16 protein-coding genes are annotated in these 14,532 nt (G+C 63.5%); 9 read left to right on the top strand and 7 right to left on the bottom strand.

All coding sequences use genetic code 11. The annotated features are described in order from the left end of the window. Nucleotide 1: 1 nt before the first annotated feature. The 4 genes from DEIPE_RS16050 (at nt 2) to DEIPE_RS16065 (ending at nt 3,319) form a co-directional block, all read left to right on the top strand. Nucleotides 2–310, top strand: coding sequence for a cupin domain-containing protein (locus DEIPE_RS16050; RefSeq protein ID WP_015237022.1), 309 nt, complete (start codon nt 2–4; stop codon nt 308–310). Nucleotides 311–374: 64 nt separating this feature from the next. Then, nucleotides 375–1,508: a CofH family radical SAM protein gene (locus tag DEIPE_RS16055; RefSeq protein ID WP_015237023.1), complete on the top strand. Its 1,134-nt coding sequence runs from the start codon at nt 375–377 to the stop codon at nt 1,506–1,508. 155 nt (nt 1,509–1,663) lie between these two features. Continuing rightward, nucleotides 1,664–2,683, top strand: coding sequence for a tRNA dihydrouridine(20/20a) synthase DusA (gene dusA / locus DEIPE_RS16060; protein WP_015237024.1), 1,020 nt, complete (start codon nt 1,664–1,666; stop codon nt 2,681–2,683). Nucleotides 2,684–2,962: 279 nt separating this feature from the next. Continuing rightward, the gene (locus DEIPE_RS16065) at nt 2,963–3,319 is read left to right on the top strand and encodes a hypothetical protein (protein WP_015237025.1); all 357 of its coding nucleotides are present in this window, start codon (nt 2,963–2,965) and stop codon (nt 3,317–3,319) included. Between the two features lie 199 nt (nt 3,320–3,518). Here the strand turns inward: DEIPE_RS16065 and DEIPE_RS16070 are convergent, their stop codons facing one another. Beyond that, complete coding sequence (locus DEIPE_RS16070) at nt 3,519–4,562, bottom strand: M42 family metallopeptidase (protein ID WP_245557549.1); 1,044 nt, start codon at nt 4,560–4,562, stop codon at nt 3,519–3,521. Nucleotides 4,563–4,743: 181 nt separating this feature from the next. After that, entirely contained in the window at nt 4,744–5,010 is a 267-nt protein-coding gene (locus tag DEIPE_RS16075; RefSeq protein WP_015237027.1) for a CBU_0592 family membrane protein, read from the bottom strand. Between the two features lie 103 nt (nt 5,011–5,113). Here DEIPE_RS16075 and apaG point away from each other — a divergent pair, with 103 nt between their 5' ends. Next, nucleotides 5,114–5,485 carry a Co2+/Mg2+ efflux protein ApaG gene (apaG, locus tag DEIPE_RS16080; protein ID WP_041230946.1) on the top strand — a complete coding sequence of 124 codons (372 nt, stop codon included), beginning with the start codon at nt 5,114–5,116 and terminating at the stop codon, nt 5,483–5,485. Nucleotides 5,486–5,514: 29 nt separating this feature from the next. Here apaG and DEIPE_RS16085 read toward each other — a convergent pair whose 3' ends face one another. From DEIPE_RS16085 to trmFO, 4 genes are read right to left on the bottom strand one after another with little or no spacing between them, the layout of a single operon-like run. After that, entirely contained in the window at nt 5,515–7,245 is a 1,731-nt protein-coding gene (locus DEIPE_RS16085; RefSeq protein WP_015237029.1) for a GAF domain-containing sensor histidine kinase, read from the bottom strand. 44 nt (nt 7,246–7,289) lie between these two features. Continuing rightward, nucleotides 7,290–8,042: an RNA methyltransferase gene (locus DEIPE_RS16090; protein WP_015237030.1), complete on the bottom strand. Its 753-nt coding sequence runs from the start codon at nt 8,040–8,042 to the stop codon at nt 7,290–7,292. Between the two features lie 44 nt (nt 8,043–8,086). Then, nucleotides 8,087–9,061, bottom strand: coding sequence for a class I SAM-dependent rRNA methyltransferase (locus tag DEIPE_RS16095; RefSeq protein ID WP_015237031.1), 975 nt, complete (start codon nt 9,059–9,061; stop codon nt 8,087–8,089). Between the two features lie 35 nt (nt 9,062–9,096). Continuing rightward, nucleotides 9,097–10,491 (bottom strand): methylenetetrahydrofolate--tRNA-(uracil(54)-C(5))-methyltransferase (FADH(2)-oxidizing) TrmFO, encoded by a 1,395-nt coding sequence (gene trmFO, locus DEIPE_RS16100; protein ID WP_052326810.1) that lies wholly within the window; start codon nt 10,489–10,491, stop codon nt 9,097–9,099. A gap of 151 nt (nt 10,492–10,642) precedes the next feature. Here trmFO and DEIPE_RS16105 point away from each other — a divergent pair, with 151 nt between their 5' ends. Next, nucleotides 10,643–10,975 (top strand): DUF2171 domain-containing protein, encoded by a 333-nt coding sequence (locus DEIPE_RS16105; protein ID WP_015237033.1) that lies wholly within the window; start codon nt 10,643–10,645, stop codon nt 10,973–10,975. 121 nt (nt 10,976–11,096) lie between these two features. After that, entirely contained in the window at nt 11,097–11,936 is an 840-nt protein-coding gene (ypfJ, locus tag DEIPE_RS16110) for a KPN_02809 family neutral zinc metallopeptidase (protein ID WP_015237034.1), read from the top strand. Between the two features lie 53 nt (nt 11,937–11,989). On the opposite strand, the gene DEIPE_RS16115 is transcribed toward ypfJ, so the two are convergent. Continuing rightward, a complete protein-coding gene (locus DEIPE_RS16115) occupies nt 11,990–12,580 on the bottom strand; it encodes a peroxidase-related enzyme (protein WP_015237035.1) in 591 nt (196 codons plus the stop codon). 157 nt (nt 12,581–12,737) lie between these two features. On the opposite strand from DEIPE_RS16115, the gene DEIPE_RS16120 reads away from it, so the two are divergent. Then, nucleotides 12,738–13,733, top strand: a complete 996-nt coding sequence (locus DEIPE_RS16120; RefSeq protein ID WP_052326731.1) for a C39 family peptidase — start codon at nt 12,738–12,740, stop codon at nt 13,731–13,733. 121 nt (nt 13,734–13,854) lie between these two features. Continuing rightward, the gene (locus DEIPE_RS16125; RefSeq protein ID WP_015237037.1) at nt 13,855–14,418 is read left to right on the top strand and encodes a YcjF family protein; all 564 of its coding nucleotides are present in this window, start codon (nt 13,855–13,857) and stop codon (nt 14,416–14,418) included. The last annotated feature ends 114 nt before the right edge of the window (nt 14,419–14,532 follow it).

Here is a 14,532-nt window from a genome sequence, read left to right on the forward strand (position 1 = left end):
CGTGACCGTCGCGCGCCCCCCGGCGCTGCACCTCGCGCGGCTGTCCCAGGCCACTCCAGATGAGGCCCTTGATTTGCCCGAAAGTGGCGGCGCCCTGTGCACCCTGCACCTGACGCGCAAACGCAGCGATGAAGCCCAGGGCTGCTGGTACGTCTGCCTCAGCGGGGAACTGCTGATCGACCTTCCGCACGGCAACTTCGTGCATTTGCGCGCCCAGGAGACCTGCCGCGTACCGGAAGGTGTGGCCCGAACCCTGACGCCCGTGCGGGAAGCGACCGTGCTGGTGATCACCCTGCCTTCTTTTTCCTGAGAGCGTCCTCCTGAAGATCATCACCGGGATAATTGCCCGCCGTGGGCGGTGCTAGACTCCCAGCATGAGCCTTCTGGACAAGGCAGCACGGGGTGAGCGGCTTTTGGCGGATGAAATCGCCGCGCTGTACGAACTGCCACTCTCGGACGTGGCCAGCGTGGCGCACAGTCTGCGCCTCACGCGCGCCAACCCCGAGGTAGTCACCTACCTCATCGACCGCAACATCAACTACACCAACATCTGCAACGTCGGCTGCAACTTCTGCGCCTTTTACCGCACCGACCGCCAGAAGGACGCCTACACCCTCGACTACGGACAGATCTCGCACAAAATACGCGAGCTTGAAGCGGTGGGCGGCACACGTATCCTGATGCAGGGGGGCGTGAATCCCAAGCTGCCGCTGGAGTACTACACCGGCCTGCTGCGCCACATCAAGACCCACCATCCCGGTATCCGCATCGAAGCGTTCAGCCCGGAGGAAATCCTGGGCTTCGAGAAGTTCTTCGCTTTGGACGCCTCTCAGGTGCTCGACCTACTTATTGAGGCGGGGCTCGACGGCCTGCCCGGCGCGGGCGGCGAGATCCTGGAAGATGAGGTGCGCGCGAGGGCTGCCCCCGCCCGTATCTCTACCTCGGACTGGTTTCGCATCATCGACATCGCGCAGCGTAAAGGACTCTACACCATCAGCACGATGGTGATCGGTTTTGGGGAGAGCTACGCCCAGCGCGCCGCGCACCTCGTCAAGCTTCGCGATCAGCAGGACAAGGCGCTCGCCAGCCACGGCAACGGCTTTGCCGGTTTTGCGATGTGGTCGCTGCAGACTGCGCACACCCGCCTCGCGGGCAAGGCGCCCGGCGCGAGCGCGTACGAGTACCTGCAGCAGCTGGCCGTGGCGCGTATCGCCCTTGACAACCAGCCCAACATTCAGGCGTCCTGGCCCGCGCAGGGGTTCAAGGTCGCGCAGACCGCCCTGTTTTATGGCGCGTCGGACCTGGGCAGCACCATGCTGGAAGAAAACGTCGTGAGCGCCGCCGGAGGACATGGCCGCCACAGCGCCACAGAGCGTGAACTGGTACGGATTGCTTTTGACGCCGGGTTCACGCCCGCCCAGCGCAACAGCTTTTTTCAGGTCATCCGCTTTCCAGACGTACCGACGATGTTGCAGCCGGTTCGTAGGGAAGAAGTGCCGGTCGTCTGAGCATCAGCGGCCAGAACTGCACCCTGCACCCCGCCGCTCGAATGCCCGGGTCACCCTGACAACTGCTTTGGCACAGGAAGGGGAGTGCGAAGAGCGGTCGTCATGATCGTTCTTCCGGCATGGTCGCGCAGTTCCCAAGTCGCTAGACTGCCCTGATGCCTGTCCTGCCGCCTCACACCCTGTCGGTCGCTCCCATGATGGACTGGACCGACCGTCATGACCGCTTTTTCTTGCGCCTCATCACGCGGCGGGCCCTGTTGTACACGGAAATGGTCACGACCGGCGCCATCCTGCACGGCGACAAGGGAAGGCACCTGGATTACTCGCCCGAGGAGCATCCCCTCGCGCTGCAGCTGGGGGGCAGCGACCCGGCGGCGCTCGCCGAGTGCGCGCGCATCGCACAGGACTGGGGCTACGCGGAAATCAATCTGAACGTCGGCTGCCCCAGTGACCGCGTGCAGTCGGGCATGTTCGGAGCCTGCCTGATGGCCCACCCGGACCTGGTTGCGCGCTGCGTCGAGGCCATGCGTGCGGTGGTGGGCGTTCCGGTGACGGTCAAGCACCGCCTGGGTATTGATGACCTCGACAGTTACGAGCACCTGACGCGCTTCGTGCAGACGGTAAGCGGAGCGGGATGTGAGACGTTCATCGTACATGCCCGCAAGGCCTGGCTGTCCGGACTCTCGCCCAAGGAAAACCGTGAGATCCCCCCGCTGCGTTATGAGGTCGTGCGACAGTTGAAGGTGGACTTTCCGCACCTGACGGTGGTGCTCAACGGCGGGATCAAGTCGCTGGAGGACAGCAAAGCGCACCTGGAGTGGGCAGACGGGGTGATGATCGGTCGTGAAGCATACCAGAATCCCTACATGCTGGCCCTGGCGGACGCGGTACTGTTCGGTGACGACGCGCCGGCCCGCACGCGCCGGGAAGTGGTCGAGGCGCTGCTGCCGTATGTCGAAGTGCAATTGGCCCGCGACGTTTACCTGTCCCGTATCACCCGTCACATTTTAGGGTTGTTTGCGGGCCAGAGCGGTGCCCGTGCCTGGAAGCGGACGCTGAGCGAGCAGGCCTGCCAGCCCGGTGCCGACGCGGGTGTGCTCCGAGCGGCTCTTTCCCAGATTCCCGACAGTGTGCTTGATGCGCGACCTCAGCCGCTGGTTGTGTCAGCAGTCTGAGCGGAGTCTGGAACACCAACATGAACGGTTCTGAAGATTTTTCGCTTACTATGAGAATTATGTGTTCAGGAGCTCAATGCTCCCCCAACGACATCGATTTGTCCAGCGTTTAAGATAGACACATCTTCCTCTTATTACTGTTGACGGTCCCTCGCACGACTTCTCCACGGCGAAACAGTCAGCGATTCCCGAAAGCCTGACGGGCTTTCGGTCGATATGCGCCTTTGACGCTGTGCAAAGCCCATCAGTTCGCGTCTCCGCCCGTTTCTGGAGGTTCGCATGACACAAACACCCGCAGTTCGCTTCAGTTGTGCCTGGGTTCCGGCCACCCTTGACCGTGTTCGCGTCAGCAGCCCGTATGGCACCTTTGAAGTCGATCTGCAACTGGTGCGCCAAGTCCTCGGGCGGCCAGCGCTGCAGGCGTTGTATCTGCAGGGCCGATACAACGTCGAGAAGCCTGAGCTGACCCTGCGCGCCATCCTCGACCAGCTGGGAATCGAGCTCGCGCCGCAAACCATCGCCCCCCGGACGGCCTCGACCTGTGAGGCCCAGAGTGCGTCCGGCCTTCAAGCCCTCGATGACCCAGGCGCACCTCGCGCTTCAGAAACGCATCTAAAAATCCGTCCGGTGCACTGACCCTGGTTCCATCAAGGAAGGCGCCCGTGTGTAAGGCGCCTTCTTTGACATTTGATACGATCTTGCCTTCATTTCGTTCCACTTTGGAAGAACACCAAAATGGAACTCCATTGCGGCCAGCTCGTACTTTTTTCCACTCGCTCCGCTCGGCATTGAGGAGTTTCCAAAGGAACTCCTCAATGCGAAATGGTATGAATCCTCAGCGCGAATGGTCGGAAGTTTCGGGCAGTTCTCCCACCCAGGCGGCCATCAGGTCGATGCAGGCCTGGACGTCGCGCATGTCCACCATTTCGCTCGGGGAGTGCATGTAGCGTTGCGGCACGCTGACCACCCCGCACGGTACCCCGGCGCGTGTCAGTGCGACCTCGTCGGCGTCGGTGCCCGTGCGGCGCGGATTGGCCGACAGGGTGTAGGGGATCTCGTGTCGCCGCGCCGTGTCGATCAATCCCTTCACGATCTTGGGGCTCGTCAGCGCCGAAACGCTGAGATTCGCCCCCGAGCCGAACTCGGCGCGCCCAACCTTTTTTACGTCCACGCCAGGCTGTGCCGTCTCAAAGGTCACATCGACCACCAGGGCCGCTTCCGGATCGAGCTGATAGCTCGCAACACGCGCGCCGAAAGCCCCGATTTCTTCCTGAGCACTGGCGACCGCGATGACCCGACGCGGCACCCCGGCGCCGTGCAACTGCCGCAAAGCCTCCAGCACGACGTATGCGCCGATCCGGTTGTCGAGCGCCTTGCTCACGACCCGCTCGCCCACCGTGAAGACCGGCTGCTCGATCACGCCCACCGTGCCCACCGGAACCCGTCGTCTGACGTCCTCGGCTTCCAGCCCGGTGTCCAGCCATAAATCTTCGAGCTTGCTGCCCTTCTCCCGATCGCTTGCCTCCATCAGGTGAATTGGCTTCTTGCCGATCACTGCCAGCAGATCGCCTTCCTCGGCCAGCAGGCGAACCCGCTGACCGACCAGTACCTGCGCGTCCCAGCCGCCCAGGTTGAGCACCGAGATGAAGCCCTTGTCGTCGACGTGCGAAACCATCAGACCGATCTCGTCGAGGTGGCCCATCAGGATGATGGGTCTGCCCGCATCGGGGTTCAGTTCGGCATAGACGTTGCCGTAGTGGTCGGAATACACCCGGTGCGCGAAAGTCGCGGCTTCCTCCGACCAGACTTTGGCTGCGCGCGCTTCGAATCCACTGGGACCAGCGGCTTCCAGCAGCGGCTGCAAAAAATTGATGTTCACTTGCGGAGTGTACAGGAGAGGTGCAGCTGAAGCATACGCCTGCCCCGGTCCTGTGTCGGATCGCGCCATACTGCCGTACACTCCGCAAAGGACGCTGCTTGCACTTCATGCCGCCCTATCCGTATTCTTGCCCACTTGCTCCGCTCGGAATGATTCCGTACACGTACGGAATCATTCCGAATCAATGTTGCTGGCCGTTCTGATGAGCGTCCGTCGCGCGCTCCGGACGCAGCAACGCCACGAGGCTCACCGCCGCCCACACCGCTTCGAGCAGCAAAAAGCCCCACTGCTCTTCGATGATGGCCACCACCGTAAGCAGGGAACTGCCCACGAAATTCAGTGCGCTGTAAAGGCGGCTGTGTGGACTCAGCCGACGGCTCTGAGACGCCACATACGCTCCCAGAATCTGCAGCGAGCCCAGGACCGAAACAATCTGCCAGATATCCACGCCAACTCCTTAAGTCCTGCTTTTGCGAGCAGGCCTCCCGTGTGCACAAGTAATGGTTGCGTACCCCGTGCATCACGGCGAGGCTCGACGCTACACTCGGCCCATGATCCCTGATATTCGCGTGTCAGTTCGCGTGCACTATGCACCCGGGCACTCCACTCCAGGGCGTCACGTCTTCGTATATCACATCCGGATCGAGAACCACGCTGAAGAAAGCTATCAGCTGATCGAACGCGAGTGGCAGATTTACGACGGCAACGGTCAGGTGACGCAGGTGCAGGGAGAAGGTGTCGTGGGTGAACAGCCGCTGCTGCGACCTGGCGGAGTGTTCGAGTACAACAGCTTCACGAGCCTGTCGACTGCGCCGGGCCACATGGCCGGAACGTATACGTTTCGTGATGCCTGGGGCGAGCGCTTCCGGGTGCCCATTGCGGCCTTCGCGCTCACCCTGCCCGAAGTCCGCACGCTCAACTGAGCCACGAGGCGCTTGAGTCACAAGGCGCTTCAGGCCTGCGGAAGCCGCGCGGCCACGTGTGTTCCGTGGCCCGGGGCGCTCCTGATTTCGTAGTGCCCGCCGCGGGTCTCAATGCGCTCGCGCATCTGCATCAGGCCGAGCCCCCCGGCCGACGACACGCGATCTGAGATCAGGGCCGGATCAAAGCCCACCCCGTCATCGCCCACTTCGAGTGTCACCTGATCCCCACCAGAAATGCGCACCGTAACTTCGCGGGCCCGCGCGTGTTTGGCCACGTTGTTGAGGCTTTCTTGCAAAATTCGGAAGAGCACCGCCTCGTCGCTGGGGGAGACACTCACCTCACCCCGGATGTCGAGGTGGGTGCGCACGTTGTTCTGCTCGCCAAAATCCTTGACATAGCGCCGAACTGTCTCCAGCAAGCCAAAACGCTCCAGGTCGATGGGACGCAACGCAAAGATGCTGCGCCGGACTTCGCGGATCTGCTCGCGCAGGATGGTGCGGGCCAGCTGCACCTCTGCCACGGCGCGCGCCGGGTCCTTGCCGATCTGACGTTCGACCACGTCGAGCTTCAAGGCGCAGAAGGCCAGAGATTGCGCGACCCCGTCGTGAATTTCACGGGCGATGCGGTTGCGCTCCTCTCCGATGGCGAGCTCTTCGCTGTACAGGTAAGCACGGGCGTTGCGCACGGCCAGCGTGGCCTGGCTGGCCATCAGGGCCAGCAGTGGAATGCGCGTGCCCTCGAACCCCTGCCCTTCCTCGCGCCCCAGGGCAATCACGCCAATCAGCCGCTCTTCGGTGTGCATGGGCACTCCCAGCACGCAACGGGTACCCTCAAATACCGTGGCAGCCTCGCGCTCGCCGCCTTCGAGGGGGGTACCGGTGACCGCCGCGCGTTTGACGAAACCGGGCACCCGCCCGCCCCGGCGGGTCTGTCCGTTCACGTCCTGCGCCCACACATGACGCAGCACACCGTCCTCGTCCACCAGGTACACGGCCCGCGCCTGGGCGCTGCTCAGTGAAGCCATGGTCTCGGTCACCCGCTCGAGCAGGCGGCGCATGTTGCGTTCCGCACGAATGGACTGATCGACCTCGTACAGCGTGATGAGGTCCTGTGCCCGCCGACGGGCCGCTTCGACGGCCGTGCCGACCTCCGCAGCCAGTGCGCCCGCGAGGCGGACACGGTCGCCAGGCGGCGCCTGCTCGAAATGAAGGGCCAGTTCACCGACGCGCTCTCCACCGATCGTGACGGGCATCAGCAGCGGGTACAGGTCCGCAGACGGGGCTTCCAGCAGGGTGTTGCCCCGGGCGGCGCGCTCAAGACCTCCGGCGAGACGCAGGCAGGCATGCGTGGCGCCCGTGGCCCGCATGACGCCCTGTGCGGCCACGTCCATCACCTCTTCGAGGTCCGCGGCTTCTGCCAGGGTGCGGATCAGGCTCTGCACGGTGTCGAGCTGGTTGTGCGAGGCGCGCAACTCTCCGTAAAGGTGGCGCAGTTCGCGCTCGGCCTTTTCACGCGCCACAAAGCCTTCCTCGAGCCACATGATCGTGAAGAAGGTGACGAGCGGCCCCACCAGACCATAAAACGCCACGTGCGCCCACTGTTCGGTCCGGCGCTCGCCGATCTGGGACACCAGCAGTTCGTACAGCACCACCGCCAGGACGATCAAGGGTGGCAGTAGGGTTCGGACCAGCCGGACACGCTTGGTGACGTTGCCTTCCGGCGCTGCCGGAAAGCGTGGGGCTTCTCGTGGAACGGTCACCCACCCACTGTAAAGCGCCGCTGCTGAAGGCGCCGTGTCCCTGGTCAGGTTCGGTCGCTGTCTTCGGGTGCGTCCGCCTTTTGCGTCGAAGAGGACCCGGACGGAGCCCGGTTGGCGGCCCACAGCCCTTGTTGCAAGAGCCCCCGCAGAAACTGCACTTCACGCCCGCTGGGCCGGGCGCGGTCGAGCAGCGAGCGCCACTGCCGCATCATCTGCGGTGCGCGCTGTGCGTCGGTGTATCCAACGCGCAGCATGAATTCCTGTAAATGGTCGTACATGCTGTCCATCGCTTCACGCGGAGCCGCTCTGTACTCGATGCTGGGCGTCTCGCCCGCCTGCAGGAATTCGTAGCAGCACACCAGCACCGCCTGCGCCAGATTCAGGCTGGCGTACTCCCCGGTGGGGATGCGCACGCTTGCCTGGCACAGCGCGATGTCTTCGCTCGTCAGTCCTGATTCTTCGGGCCCGAACACCAGCGCTGGTGCGTTCGCGCCCGCCACCAGGGGACGGTGAACGGCCGGTGGGCGTGGAAGCGGCAGATTCTTGCGTTCGCGCGCCGTGGACGCCACCGCCACGTCACGGTCAGCCAGCGCCGAGCGCAAATCCGGGTACAGCCGGGCGCGCTCCAGCAATTCTGCCGCGTGAACGGCCATGCGCCGCGCCTCGTCGCCGAGGTGGTCACAGCGTGGCGCGACAAGGCGCAGGTCGCGTGCGCCCATGTTCAGCATGGCCCGTGCGGCGGACCCGATGTTACCCGGGTTTTTTGGGGAAACCAGAATGACGGCAAGAGAAGTCACGAGGGCATGCTACGGCACCTGGAAAGCGGGACCTTCACACCCGGTCAGCTTGCCCCACCATCGCGGTCGAGTTGCACGACCAGCACCTTGAGGTGCGAGGCCTGCGGATAGTCGTCGCCGGCTCCCAGCCGCGCGGTCACGCGACCTTGGCGGCCTGCGAGGTGCAGTCCGCCACCGACCATACGCTCGAACACCTTTGCTTCCAGCCCGGCGTGGTTGGTACAGGCGAGCAGTTGACCACCGGTCGCCGTCACCCGGCATGCCAGCGCGACAAGCGACGCGTAGTCTTTCTCGGCGCGCCAGATGCCGCTTTTGCCCCGCGCGAAACTGGGCGGGTCGAGCACCACCTGCTCGAAGGTGACGCCGCGCTTCGCGAAACGTGCCAGCCAGTCGAACACGTCTCCGTAGACGAAATCTTCCTCCCGGCAGGGCAAGCTGGAAAGCGCGTAATTCTGCTGTCCCCAGGTCAGCACCTTGCGTGAAGCGTCGAGGTTCTTGACGCGCTGTCCGCCCGCAAGTGACGCCATGACCCCAAAACCGCAGGTGTACGAAAAGGTGTTGAGCAGCGACTCGCGTCCATGCTCCCGCAGCCAGCGGCGCGCGGGCCGCATGTCGGAAAAGAGCCCGATGGACAGGTCGCCGCCCGGACGAATCAGAAACGGCACGCCGTGTTCCAGCGCGACCACTTCAGCGTGCGCTTCGCCCCAGGCCGCTTGCCTGGGGCTCAGGTACTCCCGGTCGATGTTGGCAACGTGACGCGCTTCCGGTGGGCGGCGCTTGAGGTACACGGCCTTCAGGCCGAGCGTTTCGCCGCACAACGTCGCCAGCTCGCGTTCACGTGGTCCGGCAGCTTCACGGTAAAAGCTCAGGACGCCGACCTCTCCGGCGCGTTCCAGGGTGAACTCGCCGTCTGTTTCGCTCAGGTGCGCCAGGCGGTACAGGGTGGTGTTCTCATCATGGAGGTGTTCACGACGTCGGGCAGCGTTCTGCAGACGCTGGGTCAGGGAAGTGGATGCCATAAGGATGATCTCAGTGAGCGATTGCCTTCCAGTTCTCAGGAGGGCACCGTCTCGGCACTGGGTGTGCCAGGGGAGACCTGAACGCTTTTTAGCCCGGTGGCCCAGGCGCGGAATGCTTGCAGGCCGCGCTGGTACATCAGGGGGCGTTTCTCGCGCTTGCCGAGCTTCTTGCGGCCCTCCACTGTCAGGTCGGGCACGAGCGCCCAGTTGGTGTTCATGGGCTGGAAGTTCTTGGCGTTGGCTGAAGCCAGGTAGCGTACCAGCCCGCCCAGCATGCTTTCCTGCGGGGGTGTGAGCGGCTCTTCGCCCCGGGCCAGCCGGGCAGCGTTGGTGCCTGCCAGCCAGCCCGTCGCGGCACTTTCGAGGTAGCCTTCGGTTCCGGCCAGCACGCCCGCCACCAGCAGACGTGGATGCTCGCGCAGCTGCAAGGTGCTGTCGATCAGCTTGGGAGCGTTGAGGTAAGTGTTGCGGTGCATTACGCCGTAGCGCACGATCTCGGCGTTCTGCAGTCCCGGAATGAGCTGCACCACCGTTTTCTGGTCGCCCCATTTCAGACCCGTCTGAAAACCGACCAGACTCCACATGCGGCCTTCGCGGTCTTCCTGTCGCAGCTGCACCACCGCGTACGGCCAGCGTCCCGTGCGTGGATCGTCGAGGCCTTTGGGCGACATCGGACCGAAGCGCGGTGTGTTGAAGCCTCGGCGCGCGATTTCCTCAATCGGCATGCAGCCGTCGAAGAACTCCAGCTTCTCCCAGTCGTGAGGCGTATGGCTGCGCGCGAGCTCTATCGCGGCGTAGAAGCGCTCGTACTCCTCCTTGTTCATCGGGCAGTTGATGTAATCGGCGCTCTGATCGTAGCGGCCTGCGCGAAAGGCCAGATCCATGTCGATCGAGTCAAAGGCGACCACGGGCGCGGCCGCGTCATAAAAACTCAGGTGCTCCCCACCCGTCACGGGCGCAAGTGCCCGCGCAAGGGCGTCCGAGGTGAGCGGGCCCGTGGCGATCACGGTGATGCCTTCGGGAAGTTCCGTGAGTTCTTCCTGGCGGACTGTGATGCCGGGATGCTCGCGTACCATGCGGGTTACCTGCGCGCTGAAGCTGTCACGCTCGACGGCGAGTGCGCCCCCGGCGGGCAAGCGGGCCTGATGGGCGGCCTGCATGACGACACTGCCGACGCTGAGCATTTCGGCCTGCAGCAGCCCTTTGGCGTTGGTATCGGCTTCTCCACCCAGCGAATTGCTGCACACCAGCTCGGCAAAGTTGGCGCTGCGGTGAGCGGGCGTCATCTTCTGCGGACGCATCTCATACAAAATGACCTGCACGCCGGCGTTCGCGGCGGCCAGCGCTGCCTCCGAACCGCTGAGGCCCGCACCGACGACCGTCACAGTGTTATGGCCAGGCTGGTGGCCCGGGTTGCTTGGCGACTTCATCCGGGCCAGTGTAGCGAAGGGGAAAGCCCGGCGGCGGGCGCCGCGCACCTTTGCGCCCCTCGGTCTCATGTGCCAACGGCATGGTACGCGTTCACGCCCTTTTGTCGGGCCGTCCACCTCACCCGTTTAAAACAGGGGTGGAGGTGGAAGCATGGACCCGAACACCAGACGCTCGATTCAGCACCACATGGGCATTCGTGACATCAACGGCCAGGAACTCGGCCGCGTGGATCACGTCGAGGGTGATTACGTGAAAATCACCAAGGACACGGACGGCAATCATCACTGGATTCCCGACGACCTGATCATGCGCGTCGATCAGTATGTCCACCTGAACCTGGCAGGTGAAGAGGTGATGCGGCAATGGCACGCCGACGACCCGAACAAAGGGGTCAGCAATGACCTGCAGGAACGGCACAATCGGAGCGACGTGCAGGGCGAACGCCTCCACAAGACCCACGAGCAGCGCAACGATCAGCAGTAAGGCTCAGCAATAACCCTGATCGCCGGAAAGAAGCGGGTAATCCCGCTTCTTTCCTTCATTCTTGAAGATGGCTGCAAGAACTTCCAACCTGTCTTCAGCAGCGCGCGCGCAGCATGACGGCATGGATTGGGAACAGCTGCGGCGCAGCAGAAATGTGGTGGACCGGCGTGGTGGGGGCGTCGGTGGCGGACTCGCCGTCGGTGGCGGTGGACTGATCTTTGCGTTGCTGGCCAGCCTGCTTTTCGGCGGCAGCCCGCTGGATTATCTGGGTGCGGGCAGCAGCTCCGGAACGCAGGGACAGGTGCAGCAGACGCCCGCGAACGACCGTAACGCCGATTTCGTGAGCGCCATCCTGGGTGATACCGAGGACACCTGGGCTGCCATCTTTCAGAAAGCCGGACGGCAGTACAATCCACCGCGTCTGGTGCTGTTCGACGGAACCGTCAACTCTGGATGCGGCTCAGCGAGTTCTGCGACCGGCCCGTTCTACTGCCTGCTGGACCGCCAGGTCTACATGGACCTCAGTTTCTTTCGTACGCTCGAAACACGGTTGGGCGCTTCTGGAGACTTCGCACGGGCCTACGTGATCGCCCACGAGATCGGTCACCACATCCAGAACGAGCTGGGCATCCTGCCGCGTGTGCAAGAGCAGCAGCAACGCCTCAGTCGTGCGCAGTCCAACGCCCTGTCGGTGCGCACCGAGCTGATGGCCGACTGTCTGGCGGGCGTGTGGGGCCACTACACCGCGCAGCGCGGCATCATTGACGGCGCTGACGTGCGCTCCGCCATGACTGCCGCCGAAGCGATCGGCGACGACCGCCTGCAACAGCAATCGCAGGGTCGTGTGGTCCCCGACTCCTTCACGCACGGCTCCAGCGCGCAGCGGGTCGCCTGGTTCCAGCGTGGTCTGCAAAGTGGCAACATCGACGACTGCGACGCCTTCAGCGTTCAGCGGCCCTGAGGGCAGCCAGTGATTGACCGGCGAATTGGCAGGGGAGATTGAGACCGCCCGCCTCAGCGCCCCATGGCATGATATTCGTCGTTGGGCAACAGGCCGGTTGCATTGGCCAGGCGGTTGGTGAAGTTGAACATCGCAGCGGTCTGTGCAGCGTCGAAGATGCCCTCGTCGGAAAGCCCGGCAGTGCGCAGTGCCTCGACGTGTGCTTGTCCCAGCTGGTGAGAGCGCAGGGTCAGGTCGAGCGCGAAGGACAGCAACGCCCGTTCGAGTGGGGTGAAGCGCTCATCGTGCAGGGCGTGGTCAGGATTGCTTTGCAGAACGTGGGCCAGCAGGGGATCGCGTCCTTCGCGCTGCAGTTCGAGGCGCAGAAAGGCCGGGTGGGTGGTGGAACAGTAGACGCAGCGGTTCACGCTCGACACGGCCACCGCGATCATCTCGCGCTGTGTGCGGGTCAGGCTTGACTCGCCCTGCATGATCAGGTCGTAGTAGGCCCGCCACTTCACCAGATGGTCAGGGCGCACGGCCCAGGCTCGCAGCACGTTGGGCACAAAGGAAAACTTATCTTCTGCGGCGCTCATCAGCTCACGCGCCTCCTGCGGCAGATCCTCGCGTCGGGGCAGCCTCAAACGAGAAATTTCGGGGTTCATGTTTCCACTATGCAGCGATGCGGGCCGCTTCAGCCTGGGCCGCTTCGTTTTGCGTGCCGTGGACCAAGTTGAGAGTGGTCAGACACCGGGCCCCTCGCCGGCGTGACAAACGTCTCTTTATCATCCTTTCACGAGACCTAAATGCAAGACTAATCAAATGTTTCCTCGCATGGCGTTGCTGGCTGCTGCCCTGTGGTCCGGTCTGAGCCTGGCGCAAACGGCGGCCCCTGAGCCTTCCGGTATTCCGGATTTCACCGAATCCATTCTTTCCTCTCCGCTTGACCAGTTGCCCAGGCCCGGTGAAACGGGTCAGCCGCTCGCGACTCCTGCTGTGCCCGTGACCGGCGTCAGAACCAGCCCCAAACTCGCCCCGCTGCCGACCTATGTCGTCCGGCGCGGCGACACGCTTTACCGTATCGCCAAGGAATTTGGCACCAGCGTAGAGAGCTTGATGGCGCTGAACCGCCTGGAGAGCGTTACGGTCGACGTAGGCCGGCAACTGAAGCTTCCCGGTGGTTCTCCGCTGCCCGCTGCCCGAAACCCCACCACCAGAGCGGCGGTCGCAGGACCGAGCGCCTGGAATGCCAAGCCACCCGCCGTGACCAGCAGCGGCTTCAGTTCCCGTGGTCAGCCAGTGGTGCGTGCTGCCAGCATGGGCGCAGCCTCACAGGCGTATTTGGGTGGCCTGACCTACGCCCGGCAGACCTACAACAACTGCGGTCCCGCCGCCGTGAGCAGCGTCCTCGGTTACTACGGTTTCCGGGTCAGTCAGGAGGAATTGCGCCCCGTGCTGCGCCCCAAAGGCGGCTACATGTCGGCCAGCGTCATCGATCCCCTGATGCGCCGCTATGGACTCAAAGCCACGGTGTACAAAAGCGGCAACCTTGGCGCGGTCAAACGGCTCGTGAGCCAGGGCATTCCGGTGATTGTGCTGCAATGGCTCGACCGGCCCGGCGGCATTCCACACTTTCGCGTCGTGCGGGGCTTTGACGACTCCACCAGCCTCGTGTGGGTCGCCGACACCATGATCGCCGAAGCCGCCTACGTCTCCTACCGGGATTTCGAGATTCTGTGGAATACCCAGGGACGCCTGATGATTCCCGTCTACCCACCCACCCACGAAGCGCAGGTCAGAAGCCTCGTCGGTCTGTAACCGCACCAGAGGGCGCCGTGTCGGGGCATCCAAAGCACGGCGCGGCCGGTGACGCTTAGACTTCCTTATTTTCCTGCCCGTCAGGGAACCCCTGCCGACATGCGGCGTATACAGTTGAAGTATGTTTCCCCTGGTCAAGCAGATTCTGGAAAACTTCCGCTTTGATATCGATCCACAAAAAAGCCGCGCTGAAAATGTCGAGGACGTCATCAAAAGTGCCGCACTGCTCTCGGGCGCGGTGGCCGTCGAGCCCATTCCGTTTGCCGACATGCTGCTGATCACGCCCGTGCAGGCCAAGATGGTCCTGCACATCGGCAAGATCTATGGCTACGAACTCGACGCCACCCGCTCCAGCGAGATTCTCAAGGAGCTTGGAGCCACCGTGGCTTACGGCTATATGGCCCGTCAGGTCATGCGCGGTGTCATCAAGACGGTCGCACCCATTCTGGGAGGCGTGGTGACGGCCCCCCTGGTGTACGGTTGGACCTTCGCGCTGGGACGCCTTGCCGAGCGCTATTTCCAGAGCAAGATCGAGGGCAGGCCGTTCGTCAATGCCGAACGCAGACAGGTGGCCCAGCAGACCCTGCAGCAGGTGGAAAAACCGACCCTGGAAGCCCTCGGTCAGTTCGCCAAAGAGCTGCGTCAACGGGCCGAAAGCCGCGAGGACGGACCCAAATCGTCCTGAAGGGCCAAACGGCTGTTCTTGCCGCGGAGCCTGATCCCGATTATCTTGAAGGAGCGTTGATCCGCAGGAGTACCGGACAAAGTGCCGAGAGCGAGCTTGGGATGGTGGAAGCCA

The sequence above is a fragment of the Deinococcus peraridilitoris DSM 19664 genome (assembly GCF_000317835.1).
GTDB lineage: Bacteria > Deinococcota > Deinococci > Deinococcales > Deinococcaceae > Deinococcus_A > Deinococcus_A peraridilitoris.

What these genes read in the sequence shown, in the direction of transcription:
- DEIPE_RS16055 (WP_015237023.1), top strand. Translation starts at nt 375, where the DNA reads ATGAGCCTTCTGGACAAGGCAGCACGGGGTGAGCGGCTTTTGGCGGAT.
- dusA (WP_015237024.1), top strand. Translation starts at nt 1,664, where the DNA reads ATGCCTGTCCTGCCGCCTCACACCCTGTCGGTCGCTCCCATGATGGAC.
- DEIPE_RS16065 (WP_015237025.1), top strand. Translation starts at nt 2,963, where the DNA reads ATGACACAAACACCCGCAGTTCGCTTCAGTTGTGCCTGGGTTCCGGCC.
- apaG (WP_041230946.1), top strand. Translation starts at nt 5,114, where the DNA reads ATGATCCCTGATATTCGCGTGTCAGTTCGCGTGCACTATGCACCCGGG.
- DEIPE_RS16095 (WP_015237031.1), bottom strand. Translation starts at nt 9,061, where the DNA reads ATGGCATCCACTTCCCTGACCCAGCGTCTGCAGAACGCTGCCCGACGT.
- trmFO (WP_052326810.1), bottom strand. Translation starts at nt 10,491, where the DNA reads ATGAAGTCGCCAAGCAACCCGGGCCACCAGCCTGGCCATAACACTGTG.
- DEIPE_RS16105 (WP_015237033.1), top strand. Translation starts at nt 10,643, where the DNA reads ATGGACCCGAACACCAGACGCTCGATTCAGCACCACATGGGCATTCGT.
- ypfJ (WP_015237034.1), top strand. Translation starts at nt 11,097, where the DNA reads ATGGATTGGGAACAGCTGCGGCGCAGCAGAAATGTGGTGGACCGGCGT.
- DEIPE_RS16115 (WP_015237035.1), bottom strand. Translation starts at nt 12,580, where the DNA reads ATGAACCCCGAAATTTCTCGTTTGAGGCTGCCCCGACGCGAGGATCTG.
- DEIPE_RS16120 (WP_052326731.1), top strand. Translation starts at nt 12,738, where the DNA reads ATGTTTCCTCGCATGGCGTTGCTGGCTGCTGCCCTGTGGTCCGGTCTG.
- DEIPE_RS16125 (WP_015237037.1), top strand. Translation starts at nt 13,855, where the DNA reads ATGTTTCCCCTGGTCAAGCAGATTCTGGAAAACTTCCGCTTTGATATC.